General features: G+C 71.0%; 26 protein-coding genes. 11 read left to right on the top strand and 15 right to left on the bottom strand.

The window, feature by feature from the left end:
- Window positions 1-3 precede the first annotated feature (3 nt).
- Window positions 4-957: a quinone oxidoreductase family protein gene (locus ACFPZ3_RS04505; protein ID WP_379512649.1), complete on the bottom strand. Its 954-nt coding sequence runs from the start codon at window positions 955-957 to the stop codon at window positions 4-6.
- Between the two features lie 77 nt (window positions 958-1034).
- Here ACFPZ3_RS04505 and ACFPZ3_RS04500 point away from each other — a divergent pair, with 77 nt between their 5' ends.
- On the top strand, window positions 1035-1631 hold the full coding sequence (locus ACFPZ3_RS04500; protein ID WP_379512648.1) for a TetR/AcrR family transcriptional regulator: 597 nt from the start codon (window positions 1035-1037) through the stop codon (window positions 1629-1631).
- Between the two features lie 49 nt (window positions 1632-1680).
- Here the strand turns inward: ACFPZ3_RS04500 and ACFPZ3_RS04495 are convergent, their stop codons facing one another.
- A complete protein-coding gene (locus ACFPZ3_RS04495; protein WP_379512647.1) occupies window positions 1681-2550 on the bottom strand; it encodes a LysR family transcriptional regulator in 870 nt (289 codons plus the stop codon).
- Between the two features lie 70 nt (window positions 2551-2620).
- On the opposite strand from ACFPZ3_RS04495, the gene ACFPZ3_RS04490 reads away from it, so the two are divergent.
- Complete coding sequence (locus ACFPZ3_RS04490; RefSeq protein WP_379512646.1) at window positions 2621-3499, top strand: 4-hydroxy-tetrahydrodipicolinate synthase family protein; 879 nt, start codon at window positions 2621-2623, stop codon at window positions 3497-3499.
- On the opposite strand, the gene ACFPZ3_RS04485 is transcribed toward ACFPZ3_RS04490, so the two are convergent.
- Entirely contained in the window at window positions 3461-4606 is a 1146-nt protein-coding gene (locus ACFPZ3_RS04485; RefSeq protein ID WP_379512645.1) for an FAD-dependent oxidoreductase, read from the bottom strand. The two genes, ACFPZ3_RS04490 and ACFPZ3_RS04485, sit on opposite strands and share 39 nt — an antisense overlap.
- Before the next feature lie 51 nt (window positions 4607-4657).
- Here ACFPZ3_RS04485 and ACFPZ3_RS04480 point away from each other — a divergent pair, with 51 nt between their 5' ends.
- The gene (locus ACFPZ3_RS04480; protein WP_379512644.1) at window positions 4658-5131 is read left to right on the top strand and encodes a MarR family winged helix-turn-helix transcriptional regulator; all 474 of its coding nucleotides are present in this window, start codon (window positions 4658-4660) and stop codon (window positions 5129-5131) included.
- A gap of 10 nt (window positions 5132-5141) precedes the next feature.
- Here ACFPZ3_RS04480 and ACFPZ3_RS04475 read toward each other — a convergent pair whose 3' ends face one another.
- The 3 genes from ACFPZ3_RS04475 to ACFPZ3_RS04465 are packed head-to-tail and all read right to left on the bottom strand — an operon-like array spanning window position 5142 to window position 12588.
- Window positions 5142-9947 (bottom strand): DNA repair ATPase, encoded by a 4806-nt coding sequence (locus ACFPZ3_RS04475; RefSeq protein ID WP_379512643.1) that lies wholly within the window; start codon window positions 9945-9947, stop codon window positions 5142-5144.
- Complete coding sequence (locus tag ACFPZ3_RS04470) at window positions 9944-12037, bottom strand: flotillin family protein (RefSeq protein WP_379512642.1); 2094 nt, start codon at window positions 12035-12037, stop codon at window positions 9944-9946. The genes ACFPZ3_RS04475 and ACFPZ3_RS04470 overlap by 4 nt, the downstream gene beginning before the upstream one ends.
- Entirely contained in the window at window positions 12037-12588 is a 552-nt protein-coding gene (locus ACFPZ3_RS04465; RefSeq protein WP_379512641.1) for a hypothetical protein, read from the bottom strand. The genes ACFPZ3_RS04470 and ACFPZ3_RS04465 overlap by 1 nt, the downstream gene beginning before the upstream one ends.
- A gap of 134 nt (window positions 12589-12722) precedes the next feature.
- Between ACFPZ3_RS04465 and ACFPZ3_RS04460 the strand changes: the two genes are divergently transcribed.
- Complete coding sequence (locus ACFPZ3_RS04460; protein ID WP_379512640.1) at window positions 12723-13646, top strand: NADP-dependent oxidoreductase; 924 nt, start codon at window positions 12723-12725, stop codon at window positions 13644-13646.
- On the opposite strand, the gene ACFPZ3_RS04455 is transcribed toward ACFPZ3_RS04460, so the two are convergent.
- Window positions 13636-14553 carry an aminoglycoside phosphotransferase family protein gene (locus ACFPZ3_RS04455; protein ID WP_379512639.1) on the bottom strand — a complete coding sequence of 306 codons (918 nt, stop codon included), beginning with the start codon at window positions 14551-14553 and terminating at the stop codon, window positions 13636-13638. The genes ACFPZ3_RS04460 and ACFPZ3_RS04455 overlap by 11 nt on opposite strands.
- Window positions 14554-14667: 114 nt before the next feature.
- On the opposite strand from ACFPZ3_RS04455, the gene ACFPZ3_RS04450 reads away from it, so the two are divergent.
- Window positions 14668-15510: a lipase family protein gene (locus ACFPZ3_RS04450; protein ID WP_379512638.1), complete on the top strand. Its 843-nt coding sequence runs from the start codon at window positions 14668-14670 to the stop codon at window positions 15508-15510.
- 130 nt (window positions 15511-15640) lie between these two features.
- The gene (locus tag ACFPZ3_RS04445) at window positions 15641-17047 is read left to right on the top strand and encodes an LCP family protein (protein WP_379512637.1); all 1407 of its coding nucleotides are present in this window, start codon (window positions 15641-15643) and stop codon (window positions 17045-17047) included.
- Between the two features lie 55 nt (window positions 17048-17102).
- Here ACFPZ3_RS04445 and ACFPZ3_RS04440 read toward each other — a convergent pair whose 3' ends face one another.
- Window positions 17103-17672 carry an NADPH-dependent F420 reductase gene (locus ACFPZ3_RS04440; protein ID WP_379512636.1) on the bottom strand — a complete coding sequence of 190 codons (570 nt, stop codon included), beginning with the start codon at window positions 17670-17672 and terminating at the stop codon, window positions 17103-17105.
- A 266-nt stretch (window positions 17673-17938) separates the two neighbouring features.
- Window positions 17939-18109, bottom strand: coding sequence for a DUF3073 domain-containing protein (locus ACFPZ3_RS04435; RefSeq protein ID WP_379512635.1), 171 nt, complete (start codon window positions 18107-18109; stop codon window positions 17939-17941).
- 87 nt (window positions 18110-18196) lie between these two features.
- Between ACFPZ3_RS04435 and ACFPZ3_RS04430 the strand changes: the two genes are divergently transcribed.
- Window positions 18197-18529 (top strand): ArsR/SmtB family transcription factor, encoded by a 333-nt coding sequence (locus ACFPZ3_RS04430; RefSeq protein ID WP_379512634.1) that lies wholly within the window; start codon window positions 18197-18199, stop codon window positions 18527-18529.
- On the opposite strand, the gene ACFPZ3_RS04425 is transcribed toward ACFPZ3_RS04430, so the two are convergent.
- Complete coding sequence (locus ACFPZ3_RS04425) at window positions 18522-19076, bottom strand: hypothetical protein (protein WP_379512633.1); 555 nt, start codon at window positions 19074-19076, stop codon at window positions 18522-18524. The genes ACFPZ3_RS04430 and ACFPZ3_RS04425 overlap by 8 nt on opposite strands.
- Before the next feature lie 77 nt (window positions 19077-19153).
- On the opposite strand from ACFPZ3_RS04425, the gene ACFPZ3_RS04420 reads away from it, so the two are divergent.
- Window positions 19154-19666 (top strand): PadR family transcriptional regulator, encoded by a 513-nt coding sequence (locus ACFPZ3_RS04420; RefSeq protein ID WP_379512632.1) that lies wholly within the window; start codon window positions 19154-19156, stop codon window positions 19664-19666.
- A 10-nt stretch (window positions 19667-19676) separates the two neighbouring features.
- Window positions 19677-20555, top strand: a complete 879-nt coding sequence (locus ACFPZ3_RS04415; protein WP_379512631.1) for a 1,4-dihydroxy-2-naphthoyl-CoA synthase — start codon at window positions 19677-19679, stop codon at window positions 20553-20555.
- A gap of 12 nt (window positions 20556-20567) precedes the next feature.
- Here the strand turns inward: ACFPZ3_RS04415 and ACFPZ3_RS04410 are convergent, their stop codons facing one another.
- From ACFPZ3_RS04410 to ACFPZ3_RS04390, 5 genes are read right to left on the bottom strand one after another with little or no spacing between them, the layout of a single operon-like run.
- Window positions 20568-20834 (bottom strand): DUF6510 family protein, encoded by a 267-nt coding sequence (locus tag ACFPZ3_RS04410; RefSeq protein WP_379512630.1) that lies wholly within the window; start codon window positions 20832-20834, stop codon window positions 20568-20570.
- Between the two features lies 1 nt (window position 20835).
- Entirely contained in the window at window positions 20836-21561 is a 726-nt protein-coding gene (locus tag ACFPZ3_RS04405; RefSeq protein WP_379512629.1) for a ferredoxin reductase, read from the bottom strand.
- Window position 21562: 1 nt separating this feature from the next.
- Entirely contained in the window at window positions 21563-22162 is a 600-nt protein-coding gene (locus ACFPZ3_RS04400; RefSeq protein ID WP_379512628.1) for a sulfite oxidase-like oxidoreductase, read from the bottom strand.
- A gap of 46 nt (window positions 22163-22208) precedes the next feature.
- The gene (locus ACFPZ3_RS04395; RefSeq protein WP_379512627.1) at window positions 22209-22871 is read right to left on the bottom strand and encodes a response regulator; all 663 of its coding nucleotides are present in this window, start codon (window positions 22869-22871) and stop codon (window positions 22209-22211) included.
- Window positions 22868-24088: a sensor histidine kinase gene (locus ACFPZ3_RS04390; protein ID WP_379512626.1), complete on the bottom strand. Its 1221-nt coding sequence runs from the start codon at window positions 24086-24088 to the stop codon at window positions 22868-22870. The genes ACFPZ3_RS04395 and ACFPZ3_RS04390 overlap by 4 nt, the downstream gene beginning before the upstream one ends.
- A 230-nt stretch (window positions 24089-24318) precedes the next feature.
- Between ACFPZ3_RS04390 and ACFPZ3_RS04385 the strand changes: the two genes are divergently transcribed.
- Together ACFPZ3_RS04385 and ACFPZ3_RS04380 are read left to right on the top strand one after the other, a co-directional pair.
- Window positions 24319-24756, top strand: a complete 438-nt coding sequence (locus tag ACFPZ3_RS04385) for a hypothetical protein (RefSeq protein WP_379512625.1) — start codon at window positions 24319-24321, stop codon at window positions 24754-24756.
- Window positions 24753-26007: multicopper oxidase family protein (locus ACFPZ3_RS04380; protein ID WP_379512624.1), on the top strand; the 1255-nt coding region annotated here is incomplete at its 3' end. The genes ACFPZ3_RS04385 and ACFPZ3_RS04380, both read left to right, overlap by 4 nt.

Below are 26007 nucleotides of genomic sequence, written 5' to 3'. Positions count from 1 at the left end.
CCGTCAGGGGGTGAGCAGGACGCGGCCTGTCACCGCGTGGCTCTCCAGGAGGCGGTGGGCCTCGGCGGCCTGCTCCAGGGGGAGCGTGCGGGCGATGGTGGCCTCGCTCCGACCCGAGGCCAGCCTGGACAGCATCTCCGGGTAGTGCGTGCCGAAGACCTGGGCGGCCCAGGCGGGGCCGCTGCAACCGGTGACCGTCACGCCGCGCTCCATGAGGTCGGCGGCGGTGATGGCGGGGGGCTCGCCGCTCAGCAGGCCGTAGGAGAGCAGGCGGCCGGAGCCGGGCGTGAGGTGGTCGAGCACCTGCTTGGCGCGGGCGCCGCCGATGGATTCGAAGACCACGTCCACGTCGGGCAGCTCGGCGGGCCAGTCGGGGTCGTAATGGTCGAGGACCGTGTCGGCGCCCAGGACGGCGGCTCGTTCACGCTTGGCGGGGGATCCGGCGGTGGCGATCACGTGGGCCGCGCCGAACTCCTTGGCGTGCCGTACCAGGTGGCCTCCGACCGAGCTGGTGCCGGCCTCGACCAGGACCGTTTCGCCGCCTTCCAGCTTCGCCCTGTGGAGCAGGCCGAGGGCTATCGCGCCGGGGGCCGCGATCGCCAGGGCCTCGGCGGGGGTGACGCCGTCCGGCACCGGGCAGGTCATGGCGGCGGGCATGGCCACGTACTCGGCGTAGGAGCCCAGGCCGCCGGTCACTCCGACCAGCGTGCTGCCGAGCAGCTTCTCGTCCACCCCCGGGCCGACCTCGACGACCTCGCCGGTCACCTCCGCGCCGATCACGGTCGGCCCGGACATCGGGAACGGCAGCGCCCCCGAACGGATCTGCGTCTCCGCGTAGCTGACGCCGATGACCTGGGCGCGGATCAGGACCTGGCCCTCTCCTGGACTCGGGCGCGGCAGGTCCGCCACTTCGAGACGTTCGGGGCCGCCCGTACCTGACAGGACGATCGCGCGCATGGTTTCCTCCAATTGAACCGGTGGTCCAGTTAATATATGGACCGCTGGTCAACTTGTCTATGGGAAAGAATGACCGGATGGAACGTCGAGAGCGGGCCGACGCCGCGCGCAACAGGCAGGCGATCCTGCGGGCGGCCGACGAACTGCTGCGGCGGCATCCGCCCGAGCAGGTCTCCGTCGAGCGGGTCGCGGCCGCCGCCGGAGTGGGCAAGGGGACGGTCTTCCATCGGTTCGGGAGCCGTACGGGGCTCATGCTCGAACTCATGGCCGAGCGGGCACGCGAGCTGGAGCAGGCCGTCAGCGAGGGGCCGCCGCCGCTCGGGCCGGGCGCGCAGCCGGAGGAGCGACTGGTCGCGTTCCTCGCTGAGGTGGCCGGACTCGGGGCGCGCAACGGCAACCTCATGGCGGCGCACGAGCATGCCATGGTGACCAGGAAAGGCGCGGCCGAGCAGCCCAGAGAGGCCAACCCGATCTACATGTTCTGGCATCGGCACGCCTCGCGTCTGATCGCGGAAGGGCGGCCGGACGTGGACGCCGAGCAGATCGCGCACATGTTGCTCGGCACCCTGCACATGGAGCCGATCGCGAGCCAGTTGCGGGCGGGAGAGCACGAACGGCTGGCGGCGAGCTTCGCCGCGCTGGTCAGAGGGCTGTTCAGGGGTCGAGGCGCTTAACAGCCTTGGCTTCTTCGAAGGCTTCTTCGAAGGCTCCTTCAGAGGCTTTTCAGAGCGGGAGGTGTCTGATGGCGGCGCGGAAGGCCGCCACGGCCGCCTTGATCGCCGGGTGCTCGCCGTTCCCCCTCCTGAACGCGGCCAGCGTACGGCGGCTCAGCGGCAGCCGGGTGAGCCGCACGCCGGGCGGTGGGCTGGTGGCCGCCAGGTGGGGCACGAGCGCGACCCCCTGGCCGGCCGCGGCGAAGGCCAGCACGGTGTCGAAGTCGTCGATGTGGTGCCGTACGAGCGGCTCGAACCCGGCCGCCTGGCAGACCCTGATCGCCATCGTGTGGCAGAGGGTGCCGGGCTTGTTCGTGATCCACGCGTCGGCGCGGGCGGCGGCGACGGAGTCGCGGTCGGTGAGGTACATGGGCTCGCTGAACAGGGGCTCGGTCTCGGTGGAGGCGTCGGTGACGGGCGGGACGAAGTCGTACTCGTGCACCAGGGCCACGTCCAGCTCCCCTGCCCGCAGCGCCGCCGAGACGTCCGCGGGGTCGATCTCGGCCACCGCCGGCTCCAGCCCGGGATGCGCGCCGGTCAGGTCGGTGAGCGCGGGCGGCAGCAGCACGCGGGCGGCAGTGGGGAACGCGCCGATCCGCAGCGGACCCGAGGGGCCGCCGCGGGCGGCGGCGAGGGCGGCCGAGGCGCGTTCGAGCTGCTCCAGCACCGCCTGCGCGTGCTCGACGAGGAGCTGCCCGGCGGGCGTCAGCGCCACCGTGCGCCCTGTGCGTTCGAGCAGCGGCACGCCCGCCTCCCGCTCCAGCGCGCTGAGCTGCTGGGAGATGGCCGACGGCGTGAACGTGACCGCCTCCGCCACGGCGGCGATCGTGCCGCGCCTGGCGAGTTCGCGGAGCAGGTGGAGCTTGCGCGGATCGAGCATAAGCTCATCTTAAGCTTTGGTGAAGAAATCCGTGCTGGACCTAACGGGTCCGGGGCGTCAGGCTCGAAGCATGTTCAGAGGAATCCATGTACCGCTGGTCACGCCGTTCGACTCGTCGGGCGCGGTGGCCGTGGACGCGATCGAGAAGCTCGCCCACCACGTGCTCGACCAGGGCGCCGCCGGGCTGGTCGCGCTGGGCACCACCGGCGAGGTGGCCGCGCTCGACCCCGCGGAGCGGGCACAGGTGATCGAGGTGTGCGCGCGGGTCTGCGAGGAGCGGTCGGCGCTGCTGACGGTGGGGCTGACGGGCAACGACACGCGCTCGACGGCCCGGGCCCTGCGGGAGTTGCCTTCCGGGGTCCACGCGGCGCTGGTCACGGTTCCGTACTTCCTGCGGCCCGGTGAGCGCGGGGTCATCGCGCACTTCGAGGCGCTGGCGGAGGAGTCGCCGGTGCCGCTGATCATCTACCACATCCCCTACAGGACCGGGCAGGCCGTCGGCGCCGGCGCGCTGCGGCGGCTGGGGCGGCACCCGAACATCGCGGGGGTGAAGTACGCGGTCGGCGGGATCGATCAGGACACCGTCGAGTTGCTCGGGGACCTGCCCGAGGGGTTCGACGTGATGGGCGGGGACGACGCGTTCGTCTCGCCGCTGCTCGCGCTGGGGGCGGCGGGCGGCATCCTCGCCTCCGCGCACCTGGAGACCAGGAGCTTCGTCGACCTGGCGGACGCCTGGCGCGCCGGGGATGTGGAGCGGGCCAGGCAGCTCGGGAGCCGGCTGGCCCGGCTCTCCGCGGCGCTGTTCGCCGAGCCCAACCCGACCGTGATCAAGGGGGTCCTGCACGCCCAGGGCCTGATCCCGACCCCGGACGTACGCCTGCCGCTGGTGCCCGCCACTTCCGAGGCGGTGTCACAGGCTCGCCTGGTAGCGGTACATCCAGGCGAGTGACTCCTGGCTCGCGCTCTTCTTCAGGAAGATCGGCAGCATGAGGTCGCGGAAGACCCGGGCGACCGGGCCCGCGGCCTTGCTGTTGCTGATCGTCCTGGAGTAGGCCACCACCCGCTCCGCCCGGGGCCGCCGCTCGGCCTCGAAGCGCTCGAACGCCTCCTCGTGCCCGCCGCTGTCACGCAGGCACCTGGCCAGCACGATCGCGTCCTCGATGGCCAGTGACGCGCCCTGGCCGGAGCTGGGCGAGGTGGCGTGCGCGGCGTCGCCGGTCAGCAGGACCCGGCCGCGGTGCCACACGGGCACCGGCGGCAGGTCGTGGACCGGCAGGGCCAGCTCGACCTCGCCGCGGGCGATGAGGTCGGCCGAGAAGTTCGCGTCGTCCTCGAACGCCTTGACCAGCACGGGCTTCCAGTCCTGCGGCACGTCGCCGAGCTGCCGGGGCAGGTTCGCGAACCACCACGTCTCGCCCGATTCGGCCACCGAGTAACCGAAGAACGCACGCTTGCCGAAGACCATGTTGTACACGCCGGGCTCGCCCGTCACGCCCGCGTCCTTGACGATCCCGCCGAAGCTGTACAGGCCGCTGTAGCGGGGCGCGGGGGCCTGCGGGTCGAGCAGCGCGCGGGTGCGGGAGTGCACGCCGTCGCAGGCGATCAGCAGGTCGCCGGTGGCCTCCGTGCCGTCCTCGAACCTGGCCGTCACCGCGGTTCCGGTGTCCTCGTAGCTCGTCATGCGCTTGCCGTAGGAGATCCGGATGCCGCGCTGCCCGGCCTCGTCGCGGATGGTCCGGTAGAGGTCGGATCGCAGGACGGTGTGGCTCACGGTGCCGTCGTCGAGCCGCAGACCGTTGGCCACCTCGCCGAGCCGCTTGCCCGAGCCGCTCCACATGACCATGCGCGGGGTCGGGATGGCCGACGCCAGGACCTGCCGGTGCGCGCCGAGCGTGCGCAGCGCGGCCAGGCCGTTGGAGGCGATGTTCAGGAACGAGCCCACGTCCTCGGCGCCCTGCCCGTACGCCTCGAAGATCTCGGCCTCGATGCCCACCTCGCGCAGTGCCATCGCGGTGACGGGGCCGCCGATGCCGCAACCTATGATCAGAGCCTTCATGGTGATAACCTTTCGTTCGGTCGAACGAAATATATGTGGAGGAGGTGGGCGGTGTCGAGAGATATTTCGGACAAGCGAAAGAATTTGCTGGAGGCGCTCAGCATGGCGGGGCGGGACAGCAGCAACGCCGCCGTCATGTATCACAGCGCCATGGGCCAGCGCCTCGGCCTGGGCATGACCGAGGAGAAGACGCTCGACCTGCTGCAACGCCTCGGGCCGCTGACGGCGGGGGAGATCGCGCAGCACGCGGGGCTGGCCCCGGCCACGGTCAGCGGGCTGATCGACCGGCTGGAGGCCAAGTGGCTCGTGCGGCGCGTACGCGACACGAAGGACCGGCGGCGGGTCATCGTCGAGATCAACCACGAGCAGCTGGCCGGGTTCTCGGATCTGTTCGAGCCGTTCGTGGCGGCCCTGTCAGACCTGCACGAGCGCTACACCGACGAGGAGCTGGCGCTGGTCCTCGACTGGCTACAACGCTCCACCGCCCTGCAACGCGAGGCCACCCAGGCACTGACCGAGCAGTGACCCGCAGGTCTCAGCGGCCCGAATCCTTGATCGCCGAGCCGACCTCGCCCACCCGGTCCGCCAGCAGCCCGATCGCGCCCACCGCCCGCACCATCGGGTCGTCCTCCGCCCCGCCGAGGGCCTTGGACTTGAGGTAGGCGGCCTTGACCTCCGCCCAGCGCGCCGCCTGGGCGGGCGTCAGGCGGCCGCGCAGTTCGGCCAGCTTGAGCAGGTTCGCCTCGGCGTCCGAGGTCAGCGTCTGGGCCTCGCCCACGTAGTGATCGTCGATCACCGCTTCCAGCTCGTCGTCGTTCATGGCGGGGACGATGCGCTCGGCCAGCTTGTTCATGTTCCGGTAGGAGCCCTGCAGCCGGTACGGGGGCTCGGTGCGGGCGGCGTCCGACTGGGCGGCGGAGGCGATGTAGGCCTGGTTGTTGGCCAGGACGACCTCCTGGACGCGGACGATCTTGGCCAGCACGCTGAGGATCTGGTCCAGCTCCGGCTTGGTGTAGGGGTGAGCGAGCTGGTCGGGCTGGACGGTCGTGTCGCCCTTCGCCAGGCGCACCAGCAGCTCCACGTCAGACCGGTCGCCTCCGGACAGCGGCGCGAGCACGGGGTTGGAGGTGAGCGCGTTGTCCACGTAGCTCAGCGCGAACAGCTCGCCCCTGCCCGACAACACGTCGCCCAGGTTCCACACGTCGGCCCGGTTGGCCAGCATGTCGGGGATGCGGAACCGCGTGCCCGACTCGGTGTACGGGTTGCCCGCCATGCACACCGCGAACCGCTTCCCGCGCAGGTCGTACGTTCGTGTGCGGCCGTTCCAGACGCCCTCGATGCGGCGCTGGGCGTCGCACAGGGAGATGAACTTCTGCAGCAGCTCCGGCGAGGTGTGCTGGATGTCGTCCAGGTAGAGCAGCGTGTTGTTGCCGGTCTCCAGCGCGAACGAGATCTTCTCCACCTCCTGCCTGGCCGTCGCGTCGGGCGCGTCCGCCGGGTCCAGCGAGGTCACCTCGTGTCCCAGGGCCGGGCCGTTCACCTTGACGAAGACCAGTCCGAGGCGGCTGGCCACGTACTCCATCAAGGTCGTCTTGCCGTAGCCGGGCGGGGAGATGAGCAGGAGCAGGCCCATCTGGTCGGTGCGCTTGCCCGCGCCCGCCGCGCCGAGCTGCTTGGCCAGGTTGTCGCCGATCAGCGGCAGGTACACCTCGTCGAGCAGCCTGTTGCGGACGAAGGCGCTCATGACCTTCGGCTTGTACTCCTCCAGCCGCAACCGCCTGCGCTCCGCCTCGACCAGCTCGCCCCTGCGCCGCTGGTAGGCCCGGAACGCCGGGACGCGTTCGTGCGCGAAGTGACGGGTCCTGGTGAGCAGCTCGTCCAGGCGGATCTCCAGCTTGCGGTCCTGGATGCGGGGGTGGGCGCCCAGGAGGCCGTTCACGGTCTCGGTGGTGGTGGCGCTGGAGTCGTGGCGGGGCAGGTCGCACAGCATGACCGCGATCGCCTCGGCCGCCTCCGGGCCCTGGTGGTAGGCGGTCATCCAGGCGGTGGCCAGCTGAAGGCGCTCGGGGAGGGGCAGCGCCTTGAGGTCGTCCTCGAACGCGCGCATCTTCGTGGAGCCGAGGGCGTTTCTGAAGCCGTCCAGGACGTCGCGGGCCGCCTTGCCGGTGACGAAACCGGCGGGGGCGGTGCCCAGCTCCTCGACCAGGTACTCGCCCGCCAGACTCCACGTCGTGTCCAGCGACAGCTCCGCCCCGAACTGCGCGATCAAGGCGCCCAGCTCGTCGGCCAGGGAGCCCAGGGCGGGGGTGAGGCCGAAGACCGTGCGGGCGCGGACGAGTGACACGGCCCGGGTGGTCAATGTTTTACGTGAAACCTCCTCCACGCCGAACGCCCAGAAGAGCTGCGCCGCGGCCCGGACCGCGGCCGGATAACGCAGCAGGCCGGCGCCTTCCCGCAGCCGCACCAGCGTGTCCAGGATGGCCGTGGCGTCGTGGTCGTGGACCCCGCGCTCGTAGCCCTCGTCATAGCGGGACGAGGCCGCCTGGCGTACCAGGTCATCGAGCGCGGTCCCAGGAGCGGCCGAGTCCAGGAGGGAGGCGGCCAGGTATTCGCCGCGATAGACCTCGGCGGTCTCCGAGACCAGCAGCTGCTCCCAGAAGGGCTGGGTATCGGCGAACGAGGCGGGCACGGGGGAGCGGTAGTCGGTGCCGGTGATGGCGAAGGACATCGTGCGGTCGTGCGGCACCAGGGTCAGGTCGATCGGCTGGGTGTTGACGGCGAACCGGTGATGGCCCAGCCGGAGCGTCTCGCCCCCGTCGGAGAACAGGTCCAGCCGGTCCCGCAGCGACCGACCGGCCTCCTGCTGGGCCGCCATGACGCGTCCGTCCAGCTCTTCTGCCCGTACGGCGTCCCCGAGCCCCCGCAGCTCGCCGGCCGCGGAGCGGACCTTGGCCACCATCGGGTCGGTCGCGAAGTAGGTGTTGACCTCGTCCAGGGACGACAGCGTGGCCAGCCGGCGGGTGATGCCGCCCAGGATGCGCCCGGCCGAGGAGAAGACGCGGTCGGCGCGGCGGGCCAGGTCGTCGAGCTGGGTCTGCTTGCGGCCGGAGAAGGCCTCGTAGACCTCGTCCCGCTTGGCCGCGAGCCGCGTGGCGAAGTCGTCGAACTCGCCGAAGCGGGACTCCAGGTTCTCGACCTGGAGCATCAGCCGTCCGAGCTGTTCGTCGCACTTGTCCGGCGAGTCCGCCATGGCCAGCGCGCCCGTGACGGCCTGCCCGAGCAGGGCGAACTCGGCGGCGAACGCGGCCCGGCCCTCCGAGCCCAGCAGCTCGCGCCGCCGCCCGTCCAGGATGGCCCTGGCCCGGTTCACGCCTCCTAGGACCTCGGCGATGCGGCCGAGGATCGAGGTGCGTACGGTGGCGTCGCCGATGTCCAGCGACCCGACGACCTCCGTGACCACCTCCAGGCCCTCGGCCTGCTCCGCCAGCCGGTCGGCCACGGGCCCGGCCCCGGCCACGGTGGCGATCGCGGCGGCCTCGGAGGCGAGGCCCTCGACGGCCGCGTGGTAGGCGGTGAACGCGTCCTGCCCGGAGAGGAACGCGACGGCCCGCTCCCCGGCCGAGCCCACCGACTCCACCACCGAGGCGGACAGCGCGTCCAGGGCGTTCAGATCGATGTAGCGGACCTCGCGCAACGTCACCAGGCGACCCTGGGCGCGGCGCAGCGTGGCCAGGAGGGTGACCCAGGCGTCGGCGGTGACGGGGTCCTCCGCCGTGGAACGGCGTACGAGCTGGGCGGTCTCCTCCGTCGCCGCGGCCAGGGTCCTGTCGGCCTGGCGGGTGAGCTGCTCGACGTTCTCGTACTCGTCGAGGACCTGCTCGGCGGTGGCGCGCACGTCGGTGAGCGGCGTGAGCAGGCCGTGCTCGCCGAGCCAGTGGTAGGAGTCGAACGTCCGCGTGCAGGCGGCGATCAGGCCCTCGAAGGTGCCCGCGGAAGGCGCCATCTCCGCCACCATCCGCGCGACGGACAGGCACTCGGAGATGCCGCGGACGAGGTCGGCGTTGCCGATGCGTTCGAGCGGCCCGGTCCCGGCGGGCTGGGCGGCGGCGTAGGTGTCCGAGACGTACGGCGTCTGCCACACCTGCATCGGGTGCACCCGGGTCGGCTCCTCGGAGGTGGCGCGGAAGACCACCATCGTGCCGTCGTCGAACAACGAGTACCCGTGGCAGACGATGGGGTTGGCCACCTCCTTCCTGATCACGTTGTACGGCAGCAACAACGAGCGCCCGTCGCCCCTGGCGTGGAAGACGTACAGGACGTCCTCGCCGTTGGGCGAGCGCACCACCCGCTCGAACTCCAGGTCGCTCACGTCGGTGTCGAACGTCTTGCTGATCCCGGTCGCCAGGTAGTAGCCGCCGGGGAAGATCAGCCCCTGGTCCTCGGGCAGCCGCTGACAGGCCTGGCCGATGCCGTCCAGCCGGACGACGGCCTTGGTGCGGGTGTTGAAGACCAGGTGCCGCCAGCCCGTCTCCTTGTACGGCCTGATCCGCATGAGGATGAGCGGCCCCACGCGGGCGTACTCGACGTCGGCGTCCGCCAGGCTCTGCAGCGGCTCGGCCACGGGCTCGGCGTAGATGCCGGCCCCGCTCTCCGTGTTGTCCTCGATCTTGATGGTGAGGTCGCCGCCGACGGTCTCGACGAACACCTCGCCGGCGATGGAGATGTGCGGGTGGCGGCCGAGGACGTGGTCGTCGCGGGTGGTGGGCGTCCATTCGAAGTCATGGGACGGGGGGAACGTGTGATCCCGCTCCCCCCTGTTGTCCTGATATTTCGGGACCCCGCCGTTGCTGACCACCCAGCGCAACACCCGCGTGTCCCCCGGACCCGTCTGGAACACGGCCAGCAGCTTGCCCTCGACCCGCCGGAGCTGCTGAAGCCTGGTCTCCTTGTAGTACCGGTACAGCTCGGCGAAGTCCTTCGTGAACGCCGGGTCCGCCAGCGTCTCCAGCTTGTCGGCGTCGAACCTGAAGGCGTCGCCGTCCCTGGAGAACCGGTGCACCGCGAACACGTCCGCCACCGTCGTCTCCGGCTTGAGCCCGATGAAGACGTTGTAGCCGAACAACATCACATCACCCAGGGAGACGATGTCCCTGGGGACGCAGTTGTTCTCCGTACGGATCCGCTCCGTCCCCAGCAGGCGCAGCTCCGCCCCGCCGAAGACGCGCAGCCGCTCCTGGTTGACCGCCGCGGCGGCCGCCGCGAGGGCCTTGGCCTGGGCCTGGAGGCGGTTCCTGAGAACCTCGTACGTGCCCGCCTCCAGCTCGGCCGCCACAGGGCTCACTTCGCGCCGGCCAGCGCGGCCACCGGCGAGTCGGCCACGCCGAGTCTGCGGGCCGCCTCCAGCAGCTCACCGAGCGCCGACGACTGCGGGCCGCCGTCCTGGATGAGCCGCATGAGCAGGGCGGAGACCGTCAGGTTCTTGAGGTCCTCGGTGCTGACGCCGCCGACCACGTTCGCCAGGTCGGCCGCCAGGCTCGCCGTGCCGTTGAGGTACGGCGACACGATCGCCCCGGCCACCGCCGAGTGGTCCACGAAGCCGTCCACCACCTTGCCCGCGGTGATGGAGCCGACCACCCTGTCGAAGAACATCGTGTCGCCGCCGACGATGTCGATGTTGGCCTTGGCCAGCCCGGCGGCCAGCACGCTCGCCTGCGACTCGGCCACCTGCCTGGAGACGTCGATGTGCTTGAGGCGGATCTCCTTGTCGGCCTCCAGGCGCAGGCGGTACTCCTCGTGCCCCCTGCTGGCGTCGTCCAGCGCCGCCATCGCGGCCGCCTTCAGCGTGAGGCCCTCGGCCTCGGCCTTGAGCTTCTCGCCCACCGTGGCGGCCCCGGCCAGCGCCATCGCCGTCTCGCCCTCGGCCTGCGCCTTGAGCCGGTCGCCCTCGACCAGCGCCATGGCCTTGGCGCCGCCGGCCTCGGCGGCCAGCCGCTCCTTCAGCACCATCGCCTCCGCGCGGCCGATCTTCTCGATCGCCTCGGCGTCGCGCTCCCTGACCTGGACCTGCGCCAGCCCGGCCGCGGCCGTCTCGGCCTGGATGCCCTCGGCCAGCCGGATCTTGGCCCGGGCGTCCAGCTCGGCGGCCTGCTGCCTGGACTCGGCCAGCACGACCTCCTCGCGGGCCTTGAACTTGGAGGCGGTCTCCGCGGCCTCGGCCGCCTTGATGTCCTTGACCAGGTTCTCCTGGGCCTCGGCCTCCGCGGCGATGATCACCTGCTGGCGGGTGCGCTCGGCCTCCTCGACCACGCGCAGCCGCTTGATCGACTCCTCCTGCTCGGCCACGGTCTTGTCGACCGCGATGCGCTCCCTGATGACCTCGGCGATCGAGCGCTTCTCGGTCTCGACCTCCTTGTCCTTCGCGATGCGCGACAGCTCGGTCTCCCGTTCGCGCGAGATGACCTCCAGCATGCGGTCCTTCTCGATCCGCTCGGTCTCGATGGCGATCACGCGCTCGCGGTTCTTCTCGGCGACGGCGATCTCCCGGGCCCGGTTCTCGTTCTGCACGCCGAGCGCCTCGTCGGTCTTCATGTGCGCGGCCTGGGCGCGCAGCCGCTCCTCGGCCTGCACGCGGGCGACCTCCGCCTCCTCGCGGGCCTTGACCGTCTCGATCTCGCGGCGCTGCTTGAGCTCGGCGTCGGCCTGGCGGCGCTCCAGTTCGAGGATGGCCTCGCGGGCGTCCACGTTCTGGCGGGTGATCTCCTTCTCCTCGCTGCGCTGGAACTCGTTCGTGCGGACGTGCTCGATCGCCGTCAGCTCGGTGATCTTGCGGATGCCCTGCGCGTCGAGGATGTTGCTCTTGTCGAGCTGCCCCAGAGCGGTCTGCTCCAGGTAGTCGATGGCGGCGTCCTCCAGGCTGTAACCGTTCAGGTCGGTGCCGATCAGCCGGATGATCTCGTCGCGGAACTCGTCGCGCTTGGTGTAGAGGTCGACGAAGTCGAGATGCTTGCCCGCGGTCTTGAGCGCCTCGGAGAACTTGGCGTTGAACAGTACCTGCAACGTCGTCTCGTCGCTGGCCCGCGCGGTGCCGATGGCCTGGGCGACCTTGATGACGTCCTCGGCGGTCTTGTTGACGCGGACGAAGAACGTGATCTTGATGTCGGCCCTGATGTTGTCCCGGCAGATCAGGCCCTCACGGCCGGTCCGCTCGATCTCGATGGTCTTGACCGAGATGTCCATGATCTCAGCCTTGTGGACGACGGGCATGACCACGGCGCCGGTGAACGTGACGTCAACCCTGTTGACCTTCGAGATGATGAGCGCCTTGCCCTGCTCGACCTTGCGGAAAAGGCGGCCGATGGCGAACAGCAGGCCGATCACGACAATCAGGATGACGGCGAGGAATACGCCGAACCCGGTGGAGATGACGTCCATCAGTGCTCACTTTCGTACGGCATGACCCAGAAGAATTCGCCGTCTTTGTCGTATTCGAAGATGAGTGCGTTGTCGCCGCGGGCGAGACGGTCCTGACCGGTCGTGCGTACCTGTACGACCGCGGACGAGCCGTCGGCGGAGGTGACCTCGGCCTGGCCGAAGTCAGGGGTGGCCGTGCCCGTGCGGATCACGCACATCTGGCCGACGAACTCGCCGCGCGAGCGCTGGTCCCCGTCGGGGAACAGCCTGCGCAACGGGGCCATCAGGCCCCGCGTGGCGAGCCAGGCGCCGGCCAGGGCGGCGAAGGGGACGGCGATCAGCAGGCCGCCACTGGCTATCACGCCGCCGATCAGGCTGAGCAGCCAGGCCAGCGCGATGAGCAGCGACAGCGCGACCCCGGCGGGAACTCCCCCGAGTCCCAGCCACGCGGCGTCGTCCTCCAGCTCGAACAGACCGGTGATGACGGCCAGCCAATAGCCGGCGACCACCACGAGAAGAAAGGTGAAAACAACAGTCGGAAAGCTCAGTGCGATGTCTAAGAAGTCGGTCATTCCGCCTCGGTGTACCCCGTGCCCCCTGCGCGTCCTATCGGACTATATACAGATAAAGCGCGACTAAAGAGAAAAGTTCCCGAACCGGCATGTCGCTTGACCTCAACCACGCTTGAGGTAGCAGGCTCGGACCCATGACGGAACTGATGAGAGCGGCGGCGTTCACCGAGCCCGGTGGCCCCGAAGTGCTGAAGGTGATGGAACTGCCCGCGCCCCAGGCCGGTCCTGGACAGGTGCGGGTACGCGTGCGCGCGGCCGGCGTGCAGCCGTTCGACACGGCCGTACGGGCGGGATGGTTGCCGCCGTACATCGAGGAGGCGTCCTACCCGCGCATCCCGGGCAACGAGTTCGCCGGCGTGGTGGACCAGGTGGGCACGGGCGTGAGCGGGGTGGCCGTGGGCGACGAGGTGCTCGGGTTCTCCAAGCTGTTCTCCTATGCCGAGTACGTGGTGGTGCCGGGCACCGACGTGGCCCCCAAGCCCGCGGGCGTGCCATGGGAGGTGGCCGGCGGGCTGACCGCGGGCGTGCAGACGGCCGAGCTGGCCATCGACGGCCTGGGCCTGGCCGCTGGCGAGACGCTGCTGGTCCACGGCGCGGCCGGATCGGTGGGCACGGCGGCCGTGCAGATCGCCAGGCGGCGCGGGGCCACCGTGATCGGCACCGCCCGCGAGGTCAACCACGACTACCTGCGTGCTCTCGGGGCCGTCCCGGTCGTGTACGGGGACGGTCTGGCCGACCGGGTACGCGCCCTGGCGCCCGGCGGCGTGGACGCGGCCCTGGACGGCGCCGGCGGCCATGCCCTGGAGGTCTCGATCGAACTGGTCGAGAACCCCGGGCGCGTCGTCACGCTGGTCGAGCACGCCAAGGCGGCCGGGCTGGGCGTCCAGGTGGTCCAGGGGGAGCGCACGGCCGAGCGGCTCGGGCGCTACGCCAGGCTCTGCGCGGAGGGGGAGTTCGCCTTCGCGATACGCAGGGCGTACCGGCTGGAGGAGGCCGCGGACGCGCACCGGGAGATGGAGGCAGGCCACGGCCAGGGCAAGATCGTCCTCACCATCTAGCCCGCACGGCCTCCGCGACCCGTACCTGGATCTCGCTGAGCCCGACGGCGCCGGCCTTGACGTCCCACAGGCAGTTCTGCAACACGCGGCCGAGCGTCCAGCCGGCCGCCCTGCGCGGGTCGAGGCCGAGCCCGTCCACCATGAGGTCGAAGCGCCGCAGCACCGCCCGCGGCACGTCGCCGCTCGTGACCACCTCGTCCCACCGGTTGTGCAGCGCGGGCAGCAGGTCGAACCCCGGGTCGCCGGCCAGCGGCTTGGGGTCGATGGCCAGCCACGGCTCCCGGTCGGCGGCCAGCACGTTGTCGTAGTGCAGGTCCCAGTGCAGCAGCCGGTCGCCGGGTTCGGGGACGAGTTCGGCGACCGCCGCGGCGCACCACCGCAGCCAGTAGCGGTCCCGTTCCATCAGGTACACCCTCTCCAGGGCGCCCTCCACGTCCTCCAGCATGGCCTGAGCGATGTCGCCCAGCCGGCGCACCCCCTCAGGGGCGGGATGCGCCACCAGGCCGCGCAGCAGGCCGGTCAGGACCTCCAGGGCCTTCATGACGTCGGGCACACCGGCCAGGGACCGGCCGGCCTCCAGCCGTTCGAGCAACATGGTGCCGGTCTCGGGGTCCGCGTCGAGCAGCCGCACGCAGCCGTCACCCGCCCAGGTGCGCAGCGCCAAGGCCTCGTCGGCGGTCTCCTCGTTGACGGGCTGGAGCTTGAGCGCGCCCCTGGTGCCGTCGGCCCGGAGCACGGGCAGCACGAGGGCGCACACCCCGTGCCCCGGCTCGCCGTCGGGGCGCAGGTCCCACTCGTCGAAATAGCGCTCGGCCAGCGCGGGCAGCCCCTCGGCCCACGCGCGCCCCGCCTCGCCGTCGTAATGCACGAGCGACTCGGTCAACGCCTCGGGAATCTTGATCCGCATGGCCCCAGTCTGCCAAGGGCCCCAGGTCTAGGGCTTCCTCTTATACGCACCCTGAGGCGCTCCCGGGAAGGGCCGTGCCTACGCTGACGCCCTCATGGGATGGAGGGGATGGCCATGACGACGATCGTGTTCATCCACGGGCGCGGCCAGGAGGGCATGGACCCGAAGGTGCTGCTGCAGGAGTGGCGCACCGCGCTGGCCGCCGGGCTCGGCACCCCGCTGGACACGCGGAGCGTGCTGCCCTACTACGGCAACGTCCTGCACAAGGTCACCGCAGAGGTGGCCAAGCGCGCCGACGTGCTGGAACCCCTGCCCGCCGCCGCGAGCGAGGAGGTGCCCTTCCACCCCTTCCTTCCCCAGGACGTCGGTGAGATCGAGCGCGGGCTCCTCGCGGACATGGCCCTGACCGCGGGCGCGCCGCCGGCGGTGATGATGGGCATCGAGGACGTCCTGTCGTGGGCGCTGGCGCGGCGCATGCTCGCCTGGGTCTCCCAGCACACGAGCGTGGACAAGGAGATCATCAAGATCTTCCTCCAGGACGTCGCCGTGTACCTCAGCCACGGCCGCCAGCCGGTGCTCAACGAGGTACGCCGCTTCCTGCCCGCCTCGGGCGCCCTCGTGCTGGTCTCGCACAGCCTGGGGACGGTCGTGGCCAGGGATCTGCTGGTGGACGAGTCGGTACGGCGGCGGGTCGCGTTCTGGGTGACGGCCGGCTCGCCGCTCGGGATGCCCACGATCCAGCGCAACCTGCTGGCCAAGGGGACGAAACATCCGGGTGTGCGGTGGCTGACCACGTACGACGTGAACGACGTCGTCGCGCTCGGCCACCCGCTGGCCACCACGTGGGGCACCCCGCTGAGTCAGGTCGAGGTGGAGAACCGCGACTCCCCGCACGCCATCGACCACTACCTGCGCCACCGCACGGTGGCGGCGCCGATCGGCATCGCCTGTCGCTGACGGCTTCCTGGACGAGGACACGTGAACGTGCCCGACTGAGTACACTCGGGCACGTTCAACGGCCGAGATCTGTACGGCGAGGCTCTTGGCCATGGGCGGCGGCCCTCGGCCCCGTCCCTGTTGGAGTCACGTGAGCAGCGGGCTTGTCGACGCGCCCCCTTCCCAGCCGGGCGCGCCGCCGCGGCGACCTCGCCGTCCCTGGCTGCGCTGGGTGATCGCGGCCGTGGTGGCCGTGGTCCTCCTGGCCGCCGGTGTGACGGTCGGTGTGATCGTCAAGCTGACCGGCAACGTCAAGCACATCGACGTCACCGCCGAGGACCTGGGCGCCACCCGCCCGCCGAAGGTCGCGGGCACCGCGATGAACGTCCTGGTCGTCGGCTCCGACCAGCGCGACGGCAAGAACGCCAAGTACGGCCGGGTCGCGGGCGAGCGCACCGACACGATCATGCTGGTGCACGTGTCGTCCCAGCGCGACGGCGCGATGGTCGTCAGCTTCCCGCGCGACTCGCTCGTCCAGCTTCCCGCCTGCCGGGCCACCACCGGCTTCCCCGGGCAGCACGCGCACCTCGGCATGATCAACGAGTCGTTCAACTCCGGCGGCATCGGCTGCACGTGGAAGACGGTCGAGTCGCTCACCCACGTGCGCATCGACCACTTCGTGAAGGTCGACTTCACCGGCTTCAAGGGCATCGTGAACGCCGTCGGCGGCGTCGAGGTCTGCCTGTCCGAGCCGGTCAACGACAAGAAGGCCCTCCTGCACCTGCCCGCGGGCAAGCAGACGCTCAACGGCGAGCAGGCGCTCGGCTACGTACGCGCCCGCTACAGCCTCGGCGACGGCTCCGACATCGGGCGCATCCAGCGGCAGCAGATGTTCATCGCCTCGATGGCCAAGAAGGCGATGAGCGGCGAGACGCTCACCGACCCCGCCAAGTTGTTCGCCATCCTCGACGCGGGCACCCAGGCCGTCACCACCGACCGCGGCCTGTCCGTCGGCGTCATGAAGGACCTGGCGACCAGCCTTCAGGGGCTCGACGCCGGCAAGATCCACTTCATCACCACCCCGTGGCACTACTCGCTCACCCAGCCGGGCCGGGTCGAGTGGGTGGAGCCGCAGGCGGGACGGCTCTTCCAGATCGTGGCCAAGGACCAGAGCGTCGACGGCGTCAAGGGCGGCCAGGCCAAGGTGGGCCGCTCGAAGATCCAGATCGAGCTGCGCAACGGCACCTGGCGCTCGGGGCTGGCCACCGAGGTGGCCGCCTACCTGGAGCAGCGCGGCTACCACATCGCCAAGATCGGCGACACCGAACGCAAGCCGCAGGCGAGGACCACGCTCTTCTACGGCCCGAACGGCGAGACCCGCGTGCCCACGCTTACCAACGACCTCCAGAAGGCCGCTACGCGTGCGGTGCCCGCCGCCCAGACCAACCGGCTGATCCTGGTCGTCGGGGACGACTGGAAGGGCCTCAAGCCTCTGCGGACGGACGACACCGAGGCGATCAAGGGCTTCGACGCCACGCACGACTCGTGCGCCGCCTGATCTGAGGGACGCCGCCTGATCTCGTGCGCCGTCTGATCGGAGGGACGCCGCCCGATCAGAGAGACTCGGACAGGCCGCCGCCGTCGATGGCGGTGAACCCGGCGTCCTCGATGAGCGGCACCACGGCCTTCTTGGCGCCGTCGTCGTCGCCCCAGTAGGGCATGTCGGCCCGCGCTCCGCCCCGCTGGCCCACGGTGCCCAGCTCCAGCAGCTCGTTGGGGTATTTGGTGTTGAACGTGCGTACCAGGCGCACCTCGGCGCCGAGCACGTGCTGCTGGTACTGCGGACTGGTCAGCCCGTCAGGCACCGCCACCACCACGGCCGCGCCGTCACGCTCGCCGATCGGGTTGCTGGGATCCACGACGATCTTGCCCGCGAGCGCCACGCCGAGCTCCGCCACGACCGCAGGGAACGCCTCCCACCCGACCGCCATGATGACGACCTCGCCGAACCGCATGGCCTCGATCGGCGACCCGCCACGGGCGTGGCCGTCGGCGGCTCTCGCCGCGGCGGCCGCCGCACGGGCGGGGTCGGCGTCGCTGAAGAACACGTCGTGGCCCGCCACCGCGAGCAGGCGGCCGAGCGGCGAGCCCAGCCTTCCGGAACCCACGATTCCTACGCGCATGTCTTGATCTCCTCGTCACCGGGGATCTTGCCCAGCCCCGCCGGTGACATTCCTCACAGGAGAGACCTTTGCCGCGACGGTGCCACGCGATGGATCACGGTCGGATGGTACGCCGAACCGTGCCTCTCGCCCAGGATGCCTCTTCGGGCAGAGGTGCGCATCGTCTTTCTTGACGTGCCGACCGCCTGGAACTCCTGGCGCCCGATCAGGCGCCGGAGACCAGGCGGGCGAAGAACGTCACCGTGGAACCCGCGAGCCGGCGCGTGTCAACGCCCGCGCTCGGACTCCTGGTCAGATGGCGCGGGCGGATGAATCTCCTCGCTGCCCGCGTCAGTGCCGAGCTCCTCGCGAAGCCGGTCGTAGTCGATACTGTGGTTGGTGTACTTCAGCTGGCGAGCGACCTTCGTCTGCTTCGCCTTGGCTCTTCCTCGGCCCATGGCTACTCCCTAGTCCCCGCTGTCATGCTATCCAACAACGTTACGACTTGAAGAATTATGCAACCGCACTGGATTAGTCTGGCCAATATGCACGTGGAGGTCTACCAGGCCAAGGCCGACTTCTTCCGAACTCTCGGCCACCCCGCTCGCATCCGAGTGTTGGAGCTACTCCAGGAAGGGCCGCTTCCCGTCAGGGAACTTCTGGCCCAGATCGACATCGAGGCTTCGAGCCTCTCCCAGCAGCTCGCCGTCCTGCGCAGAGCGGGGATCGTGAGCGCCATCCGGGAGGGCAGCACCGTGGTGTACACGCTGGCCACGCCGGAGCTGGCCGACCTGCTGGGCGCCGCCCGGCGCATCCTTACCGACATGCTGGCCGACCAGGGTGAACTGCTCGCGGAGCTGCGGGCCGAGGTCACTTAGCGAGTGCCCGCCGCACGTGCTTGGGGTACCAGACGGTGAAGGCGGCGGGCAGGACGAACGAGAGCACCTTGACGGTGATGACGAGCGTGGTCGCGTGGGGCGCGGCGGCGAGCACGAAGGCCAGGGAGATCGCGGCGGCGGTGAAGGCCACCGCCCACACCGTGGTGATGATCGCGTTGACGCGGTAGAACTCCGGGGTCTCCCAGACCTCCTTGGGCGCCATCGTGCGCGCGATCCCGAGCGTGAACGGCTTGCGGATGGCCAGCGAACCCCAGGCCGTGCCGGCCAGCCAGACGTTGACGAGCGCGGGGCCGTACGGGGTGAGCGGCGAGTCGGGGGCGAGCAGCGACACCGCCGTGAGCAGCGCGAAGAAGGTCACCGCGCTGGTCTCGATCACCATCATGTCCCAGGACTTGCCGGACCTGCGGTCGAGGGCCACGAGAGCGAGGGCGATGACGAGGCCGGTGATCGCGCCCCAGCGCCACTCGTCGCTGGTCGCGACGAAGGCGTAGGCGATCCAGGGGAGGAAACCGAGCAGGCCGGGCATGGGGGTGACTCCTTCGACATTCCTACGATGACATGTCGACGGTAGAACCTCCTGTCGAGATATGTCAATATAGGAATATGAGCCTTCGACACGCCGTGCTTGGACTGCTTTCCGAGGGGCCCGCGAGCGGATACGACCTGCTGAAGCTGTTCGACGTCTCGCTCGCCAACGTGTGGCCGGCCACGCAGAGCCAGCTTTACACCGAGCTGGGCAAGCTGGCCGAGGCGGGCCTGGTGGACGTGGTGGCGGAGGGCCCGCGGGGCCGCAAGGAATACGCGGTCACCGAGGCGGGCCTGGCCGAGCTGCGGCGCTGGATCACCGAGGTCGAGCCGACGAGGGTGGCCCGCAGCGACATGTTGCTGCGGGTGTTCTTCCTGGCCGAGATCTCGCCCGAGCAGGCCCGCGGCTACCTGCGGGAGCAGGCCGAGCTGGCAGGCAAGCAACTGGAGCGCATGGAGGGCATGCGCGAGTTCGTGGAGGCAGGCCAGGACAACCTGTCGGTGTACGGTCGCCTCGCCCTCGAATACGGCCTGCGTCTGGCCAAGGGGCAACGGGAGTGGGCCGAATGGGCCGAAAGCCAGATCCGTTAGGCTTCCGGCCATGGTCTCCGAGCTGTTCGATCCCAAGGCGTGGCAGGCGGTCGAGGGATTCGACTTCACCGACATCACCTACCACCGTGCAGTGGATCAGGGCACCGTGCGCATCGCGTTCAACCGGCCGGAGGTCCGCAACGCCTTCCGGCCGCAGACCGTGGACGAGCTCTACCGCGCGTTCGACCATGCCAGGCAGAGCACCGACGTCGGCTGCGTGCTGCTGACCGGCAACGGCCCCTCGCCCAAGGACGGCGGGTGGGCCTTCTGCTCCGGCGGCGACCAGCGCATCAGGGGCAAGGACGGCTACCAGTACGCCGACGGCACCCCCTCGACCGGGCGCCTGCACATCCTGGAGGTGCAGCGGCTGATCCGGTTCATGCCCAAGATCGTGATCTGCGTGGTTCCCGGCTGGGCGGCGGGCGGCGGGCACAGCCTGCACGTCGTGGCCGACCTCACCTTGGCCAGCGCCGAGCACGCCCGGTTCAAGCAGACCGACGCCGACGTGGCCAGCTTCGACGGGGGGTTCGGGTCGGCGTACCTGGCGCGGCAGGTCGGGCAGAAGTTCGCCAGGGAGATCTTCTTCCTCGGTGAGACCTACACGGCGGCCGACGCCCATCGCATGGGCATGGTCAACGCCGTGGTGCCGCACGAGGAGCTGGAGACGACGGCTCTCGAGTGGGCCCGCAAGGTCAACGGCAAATCGCCCACCGCGCAGCGGATGCTCAAGTTCGCCTTCAACGCCGTCGACGACGGGCTGGTGGGGCAGCAGGTGTTCGCGGGCGAGGCGACGCGGCTGGCGTACATGACGGACGAGGCGGCCGAGGGGCGCGACTCGTTCCTGGACAAGCGCGAGCCCGACTGGTCGCCCTTCCCCTGGCACTTCTGACGCGCTCCAAGCTCAGTCGGGCAGGCTGACCCGCAGGGAGACCGTGCCGCGGAGGTCGAGCCAGGCCGTGCCGGGGCCGCGGACGAGCCTGAGCACGACCTCGTCGCAGCCCGGGCAGCGGGCCACCAGGCCGGGGTCCGGGCCGTAGACGCGCAGGGAGGCGACCGGGCCGGTCAGGCCGCAGCTCGCGCAGCGGCCGATCGCGGCGGTCACGTCCACGGCGAAGAGCTCGCCCAGCGGGCCCGCCAGCGCGTTGCCGTCCAGGTGTTCTGCGGTCATGTCAGCCTCCGGTGGGACCGAAACGTTCGGTTCTGATGCGTTCGGGGGCGTGCCCGAGGGCGAGCAGCAGGTCGGCCGCCGCCTCCACGAATCCGGTCGGCCCGCACACGTAGCAGTCGGGCTCCGAGGCGGCCGGCCAGCCGCCCTCGGCCAGGTCGTCCAGCATGATCCGGCCCGCCGGGCGGGACAGGCCCTCCGGCACCGACCTGGTGTAGAGGTAGGTGATGTCGAGGCCGGGGTCCGGGCGGCGCAGCTCGTCGGCGTAGTAGCCGCGTTCGGGCGCGCGCAGGGAGTACAGCAGGCGGAACGGCGCGGGGCTGCCCGCCTGCCTGCGCGCCCTGATCATGGCCATCAGCGGCACGATCCCCGACCCGCCGCCGACCAGCAGCACCGGCGTCACGCTCGCGGGCCGCCAGACGAACCAGCCGCCCACCGGGCCCCGGATCTCGACCTGGTCGCCGGCCTGGATCTCCTCCGTCAGGTACGGCGACACCTCCCCGTCCGGCACGATCTCCACGGTCAGCTCGACGAGATCCCCGTCGGCGGGCGCGGCCAGCGAGTAGCTGCGTTGCGCCGTGTAGCCGTCCTCGGCCGTCAGCCGCACGTCCACGTGCTGGCCCGCCAGATGCCCCGGCCAGCCGGGCACCAGGAAGCGCAGCGTGCGCGCGCCGGCGCTCTCGGCGGTGCCGCCGACCAGCTCGGCCCGCCGCCAGACCAGGCGGGGCACCCTAGTCGCCCTCGTAGCGCTGCTCGCGCCACGGGTCGCCGTAGTTGTGGTATCCGGCGGTCTCCCAGAAGCCGGGCCAGTCCTCGTTCAGCAGCCGGATGCCGCGTACCCACTTGGCCGACTTCCAGAAGTACAGGTGCGGGACGATCAGCCGGGCCGGGCCGCCGTGCCGGGGCTCCAGGTCCTCGCCGTCGAAGCGGTGCACGATCCACGCCTTGCCGTCGAGCAGGTCCTCCAGCGGCAGGTTCGTGGTGTAGCCGCCGTAGGAGTAGACCAGCGCGTACTCGGCCGCCGTCTCCACGTTCTCGAAGAGCACGTCCAGGGAGACGCCCTCCCAGGCGGTGTCCAGCTTCGACCACTTGGTGACGCAGTGGATGTCCACCGTGGGCGTCTGGCGGGGCAGCGCCATGAGCTCCTCCCACGACCACCGATGCGTCTGCTCCGCCTCGGTGTCGATGGCGAACTCCCACCGGTCCAGCGGGACCCGCGGTGTCGGCCCCGCCGAGAGCACCGGGAAGTCGTCCACCAGGTATTGGCCCGGCGGCAGCCGGTCGCCCGCGTCTCTGCGTTTCCCCCGAAAACCGCGCGAAATGATGTTCACGTAGCCTCCCGAGGATCATTCCACCACGAACCCCCCGGCGACGGGCTCAGCGACCCGCCCGTGGGGTGACGAGGCCGGACTCGTAGGCGAAGACGACGAGCTGGGCGCGGTCGCGGGCACGCAGCTTGGTCATCGCCCGGCTGACGTGGGTCTTGGCGGTGGTCGGGCTGATCACCATGTGCGCGGCGATCTCGTCGTTGGACAGGCCGCGGGCCACCAGGGCTGTCACCTCGCGTTCGCGGTTGGTCAGCACGTCCAGGCCCCCGTGGTCCGGCTGGGGGCGGCGGGCGACGTACTCGCCGATCAGGCGGCGGGTGATCGCGGGCGACAGCAGGGCGTCGCCGCGGGCCGCCACCCTGACGCCCTGCAGCAGGTCGGCGGGCTCGGTGTCCTTGACCAGGAAGCCACCGGCGCCCGCCCTGAGCGCGTTGAAGACGTACTCGTCGAGGCCGTAGTTGGTCAGGATCACCACGTGTACGCCGCTCAGGCGCTCGTCCGAGGCGATGCGCCGGGTCGCCTCGATTCCGTCCATCACCGGCATCTGCACGTCGATGAGAGCCACGTCCGGGAGGTGTTGCAGGGCCAGGGCGAGGGCCTGCTCGCCGTTCGCGGCCTCGGCCACCACCTCGATGTCGTCCTCGGCCTCCAGCAGGGCGCGGAAACCGCCGCGGATGAGCGCCTGGTCGTCCACGAGCAGCACACGGATCACGATGACCTCCCCAGGGTCTCGCCCGACGGTTCACGCAGCGGGAGCGACGCGCGTACGGTGAAGCCGCCCTCCGTGCGGGGCTCGGCCCGCAGCCGGCCGCCGAGCGCCGTGACGCGCTCGCGCATGCCGAGCAGGCCCACCCCCGGCACGGGGGGCGCGTCCTGGCTGGCCTCGCCGTCGTCGTCCACCTGCACGACCAACTCCTCGCCGCCGTAGTCGATGCGCACGGTGGCGGCGGCCCCGCCCGCGTGCCTGGAGACGTTCGTGAGCGCCTCCTGGACGATCCGGTACGCGGCCCTGTCCACCTCGGCGGGCAACTCCCGGCGCGCGCCGGAGACCGTCACCGTGGCGGGCAGGCCGGTCGAGCGGGCCCGGTCCACGAGATCGTCGAGCCGGTCGAGCCCGCTGGCCCGCTGTTCGTCCGCCGAGCCGTCCGCAGCCTCGTCTTCGGCGCCGTCTTCTGCGCTGTTCTCCGGGGGGTCGTCCTCGCGCAGCACCTCCAGCGTCGCGCGCAGTTCGCGCATGGCGTCGGCGCCGGCCTCCTGGATGGCCAGCAGCGCGGCGGGCACCTCGTCGCCCCGCTTGCGCGCCAGATGCACGGCCACCCCCGCCTGCACCTTGATGACCGAGATGCTGTGGGTGAGCGAGTCGTGCAACTCCCTGGCGATCCGCAGCCGCTCCTCACCGGCGCGGCGGCGGGCGACCTCCTCGCGGGTGCGCTCTGCCTCCAGGGCGCGTTGTTCTGCCGCCTCCACGTACGCCTGCCGGTGCCTGGTCACCGTCCCCGTCACCCCGGCCGCCAGGAACCACCCAAGCAGCAGCGTCGTCTGCTGGACGACCACCTGCGAGTCGCTGCCGGCGGCGTCGGCCAGGTTCGCGGCCAGGCTGGCGCCCAGGAAGACGGCGCCGGCCAGGGCGGGCAGCAGCCGGTAACCGGCTCTGACCGCGCCGAAGACGGCCACGAGCACGGGGAAGGCGGCGGGCGGGCCCGGCTGGGCGTGTCCCGCGTACACGAGCATGCAGACCGTGCCGATCGCCAGCGTCACCAGCGGCGCGCGGCGCCAGACGACGAGTGCGGCCGAGCCGATCAGGACGGCCACGAGGTCGAGGGCGCCGGCGGCCGGGGTGGCGATCACGGTGAGCGACAACATGGCGGCCACCACGGCGGCCAAGCCGACGTCCATGGCGAAGGGGCGCCAGGTGTGCGCAGAGCTCATTCCTGCACATTAGAGCCTTGTCCGGACGCTTTCGTCAGCGCCAGGGCGGAGTTCGGCGCTACTACCGGCGATGTACGCCCGGCGATCCTGCATCCCAGGTCGTAGCGGCAGGAGTCTCCCCGCGCACGACGACCGGAGGGGGGTCCTGGCGGCACCATTCCGGTCATGGACACAATCCGCATCACGGTCGCGGGCGCCGCACAAGCCCGCACCGCACGGGGAGGCCGATCATGACCGCTCAGTCCCTTGCCGCCCGGCCAGCGCAGGCGCCGTGGACCGTGCAGGTGCTCAGGGCCGTGGTGGTCCTGCACGTCGTCGCGCTGCTGTTCCAGGCCGTGACGGCGGGCATGTTGCTGTCGTCGCCCGGCGGCCGCGGGCTGCACGCGGCCTCGGGGATGGCGCTGGCCGTCATCGGGCTCGCCCACCTGGTGGTCGCGATCCTGGTCTGGCGGCCGGGCGGCGGGTCCGCCAAGTTCATCGGGCCGGCCGCGGGGCTGCTGGTGTTGACGGTGGTGGCGGCGGTTCTCGGCATGGCGCATGTGAAGACCGTTCACCTGCCGCTCGGGGTGTTGTTGTTCGGCGGTGGCGTCATGCAGCTCACCAGAGTCATGGCGGTCACCAGAGTCATGGCGGTCACCAGAGTCATGGCGCGGCCGGGATCGGCATGACCCCGAGCAGGCGGGACGTGCTGCGGCTGCTCGGGGTCGGCGCGGTGGCGGCGGCCGGGGCGCAGGGGTGCTCGCTGATCGCCGGCACCCCGCAGCCGCAGCTCCTGACCAGCGCGGCGGCGCTGCCCAAGCCGTACGCGGTGCCGCTGCCGGTCCCCGAGGCGGCCAAGCCGGTCCGCAGCACGGGCGGGGTGGACTTCTACGAGCTGACCGAGCGGGCGGCCGAGGCGGAGATGCTGCCGGGGCTGCGCACCCCGATCTGGGGGTACGGCGGCACCTTCCCCGGCCCCACCATCCGCGCCCGCAGCGGCCGGCGCACGGTCGTGAAGCTGATCAACCAGCTCGGCGAGCCGACCGTGCTTCACCTGCACGGCGGGCACACCCCGCCCGAGTCGGACGGCTACCCGACGGACCTGGTGGCGCCGGGGGCGTCGCGCGAGTACGTGTTCCCGCTGGAGCAGCGGGCCGCCACGCTCTGGTACCACGACCACCGCATGGACTACACGGGGCCGCAGGTGTGGCGTGGACTGGCGGGGATGTTCCTGATCGGGGACGCGGAGGAGGCGGCGCTGCCGCTGCCCGCGGGGGAGCGCGACCTGCCGCTGCTGATCTGCGACCGCTCGTTCGCGGCCGACGGCACCATGTTGTATCCGGCGCTGGAGGGGCGGCCGGGGGTGCGGGAGGCGTACATGGGGGGTGTGCTCGGTGACGTGATCCTGGTGAACGGGGCGCCGTGGCCGGAGTTGCGGGTGGCCAGGGCGCGGTATCGGCTGCGGTTGTGCAACGCCTCGAACGCGCGGGCGTACGAACTGTCCACGGGTGGGGCGATGGTCCAGATCGGCAGCGATGGCGGGCTGCTGGCCGCGCCGCGGACCGTCAAGCAGGTCAGGCTGGCGCCGGGGGAGCGGGCCGACGTGGTCGTGGACTTCTCGGCGTACAAGGTGGGCCAGTACGTGGAGCTGCGGAACCTGGACGGGGAGGGCGCGCAGGCCAGGGTGATGCGGTTCGCGGTGGACAGGAACGAGGCCGATGACTCGGCCGTGCCGCCACGGTTGTCCACCGTGGAGGCGCTCGATCCCGGCAGGGCGACCGTGACGCGGGACTTCGAGTTCAGCAGCGGCAGCATGCACGGGGGCACGGGCTGGCTGATCAACGGCAGGCCGTTCGACGCCAAGCGGATGGAGGCCAGGCCCAAGCTCGGTGACATCGAGGTCTGGCGGCTGACCAGCGACAGGTCGCGTATCACCGTGC

It is taken from the genome of Nonomuraea insulae, from assembly GCF_042656245.1.
Note: the sequence above shows the minus strand (reverse complement) of the source record. Positions and strands in the feature narration are given on the sequence as shown.

What these genes read in the sequence shown, in the direction of transcription:
- ACFPZ3_RS04505 (WP_379512649.1), bottom strand. Translation starts at nt 957, where the DNA reads ATGCGCGCGATCGTCCTGTCAGGTACGGGCGGCCCCGAACGTCTCGAA.
- ACFPZ3_RS04500 (WP_379512648.1), top strand. Translation starts at nt 1,035, where the DNA reads ATGGAACGTCGAGAGCGGGCCGACGCCGCGCGCAACAGGCAGGCGATC.
- ACFPZ3_RS04495 (WP_379512647.1), bottom strand. Translation starts at nt 2,550, where the DNA reads ATGCTCGATCCGCGCAAGCTCCACCTGCTCCGCGAACTCGCCAGGCGC.
- ACFPZ3_RS04490 (WP_379512646.1), top strand. Translation starts at nt 2,621, where the DNA reads ATGTTCAGAGGAATCCATGTACCGCTGGTCACGCCGTTCGACTCGTCG.
- ACFPZ3_RS04485 (WP_379512645.1), bottom strand. Translation starts at nt 4,606, where the DNA reads ATGAAGGCTCTGATCATAGGTTGCGGCATCGGCGGCCCCGTCACCGCG.
- ACFPZ3_RS04470 (WP_379512642.1), bottom strand. Translation starts at nt 12,037, where the DNA reads ATGGACGTCATCTCCACCGGGTTCGGCGTATTCCTCGCCGTCATCCTG.
- ACFPZ3_RS04465 (WP_379512641.1), bottom strand. Translation starts at nt 12,588, where the DNA reads ATGACCGACTTCTTAGACATCGCACTGAGCTTTCCGACTGTTGTTTTC.
- ACFPZ3_RS04460 (WP_379512640.1), top strand. Translation starts at nt 12,723, where the DNA reads ATGACGGAACTGATGAGAGCGGCGGCGTTCACCGAGCCCGGTGGCCCC.
- ACFPZ3_RS04455 (WP_379512639.1), bottom strand. Translation starts at nt 14,553, where the DNA reads ATGCGGATCAAGATTCCCGAGGCGTTGACCGAGTCGCTCGTGCATTAC.
- ACFPZ3_RS04450 (WP_379512638.1), top strand. Translation starts at nt 14,668, where the DNA reads ATGACGACGATCGTGTTCATCCACGGGCGCGGCCAGGAGGGCATGGAC.
- ACFPZ3_RS04440 (WP_379512636.1), bottom strand. Translation starts at nt 17,672, where the DNA reads ATGCGCGTAGGAATCGTGGGTTCCGGAAGGCTGGGCTCGCCGCTCGGC.
- ACFPZ3_RS04435 (WP_379512635.1), bottom strand. Translation starts at nt 18,109, where the DNA reads ATGGGCCGAGGAAGAGCCAAGGCGAAGCAGACGAAGGTCGCTCGCCAG.
- ACFPZ3_RS04430 (WP_379512634.1), top strand. Translation starts at nt 18,197, where the DNA reads ATGCACGTGGAGGTCTACCAGGCCAAGGCCGACTTCTTCCGAACTCTC.
- ACFPZ3_RS04425 (WP_379512633.1), bottom strand. Translation starts at nt 19,076, where the DNA reads ATGCCCGGCCTGCTCGGTTTCCTCCCCTGGATCGCCTACGCCTTCGTC.
- ACFPZ3_RS04420 (WP_379512632.1), top strand. Translation starts at nt 19,154, where the DNA reads ATGAGCCTTCGACACGCCGTGCTTGGACTGCTTTCCGAGGGGCCCGCG.
- ACFPZ3_RS04415 (WP_379512631.1), top strand. Translation starts at nt 19,677, where the DNA reads ATGGTCTCCGAGCTGTTCGATCCCAAGGCGTGGCAGGCGGTCGAGGGA.
- ACFPZ3_RS04410 (WP_379512630.1), bottom strand. Translation starts at nt 20,834, where the DNA reads ATGACCGCAGAACACCTGGACGGCAACGCGCTGGCGGGCCCGCTGGGC.
- ACFPZ3_RS04390 (WP_379512626.1), bottom strand. Translation starts at nt 24,088, where the DNA reads ATGAGCTCTGCGCACACCTGGCGCCCCTTCGCCATGGACGTCGGCTTG.
- ACFPZ3_RS04385 (WP_379512625.1), top strand. Translation starts at nt 24,319, where the DNA reads ATGACCGCTCAGTCCCTTGCCGCCCGGCCAGCGCAGGCGCCGTGGACC.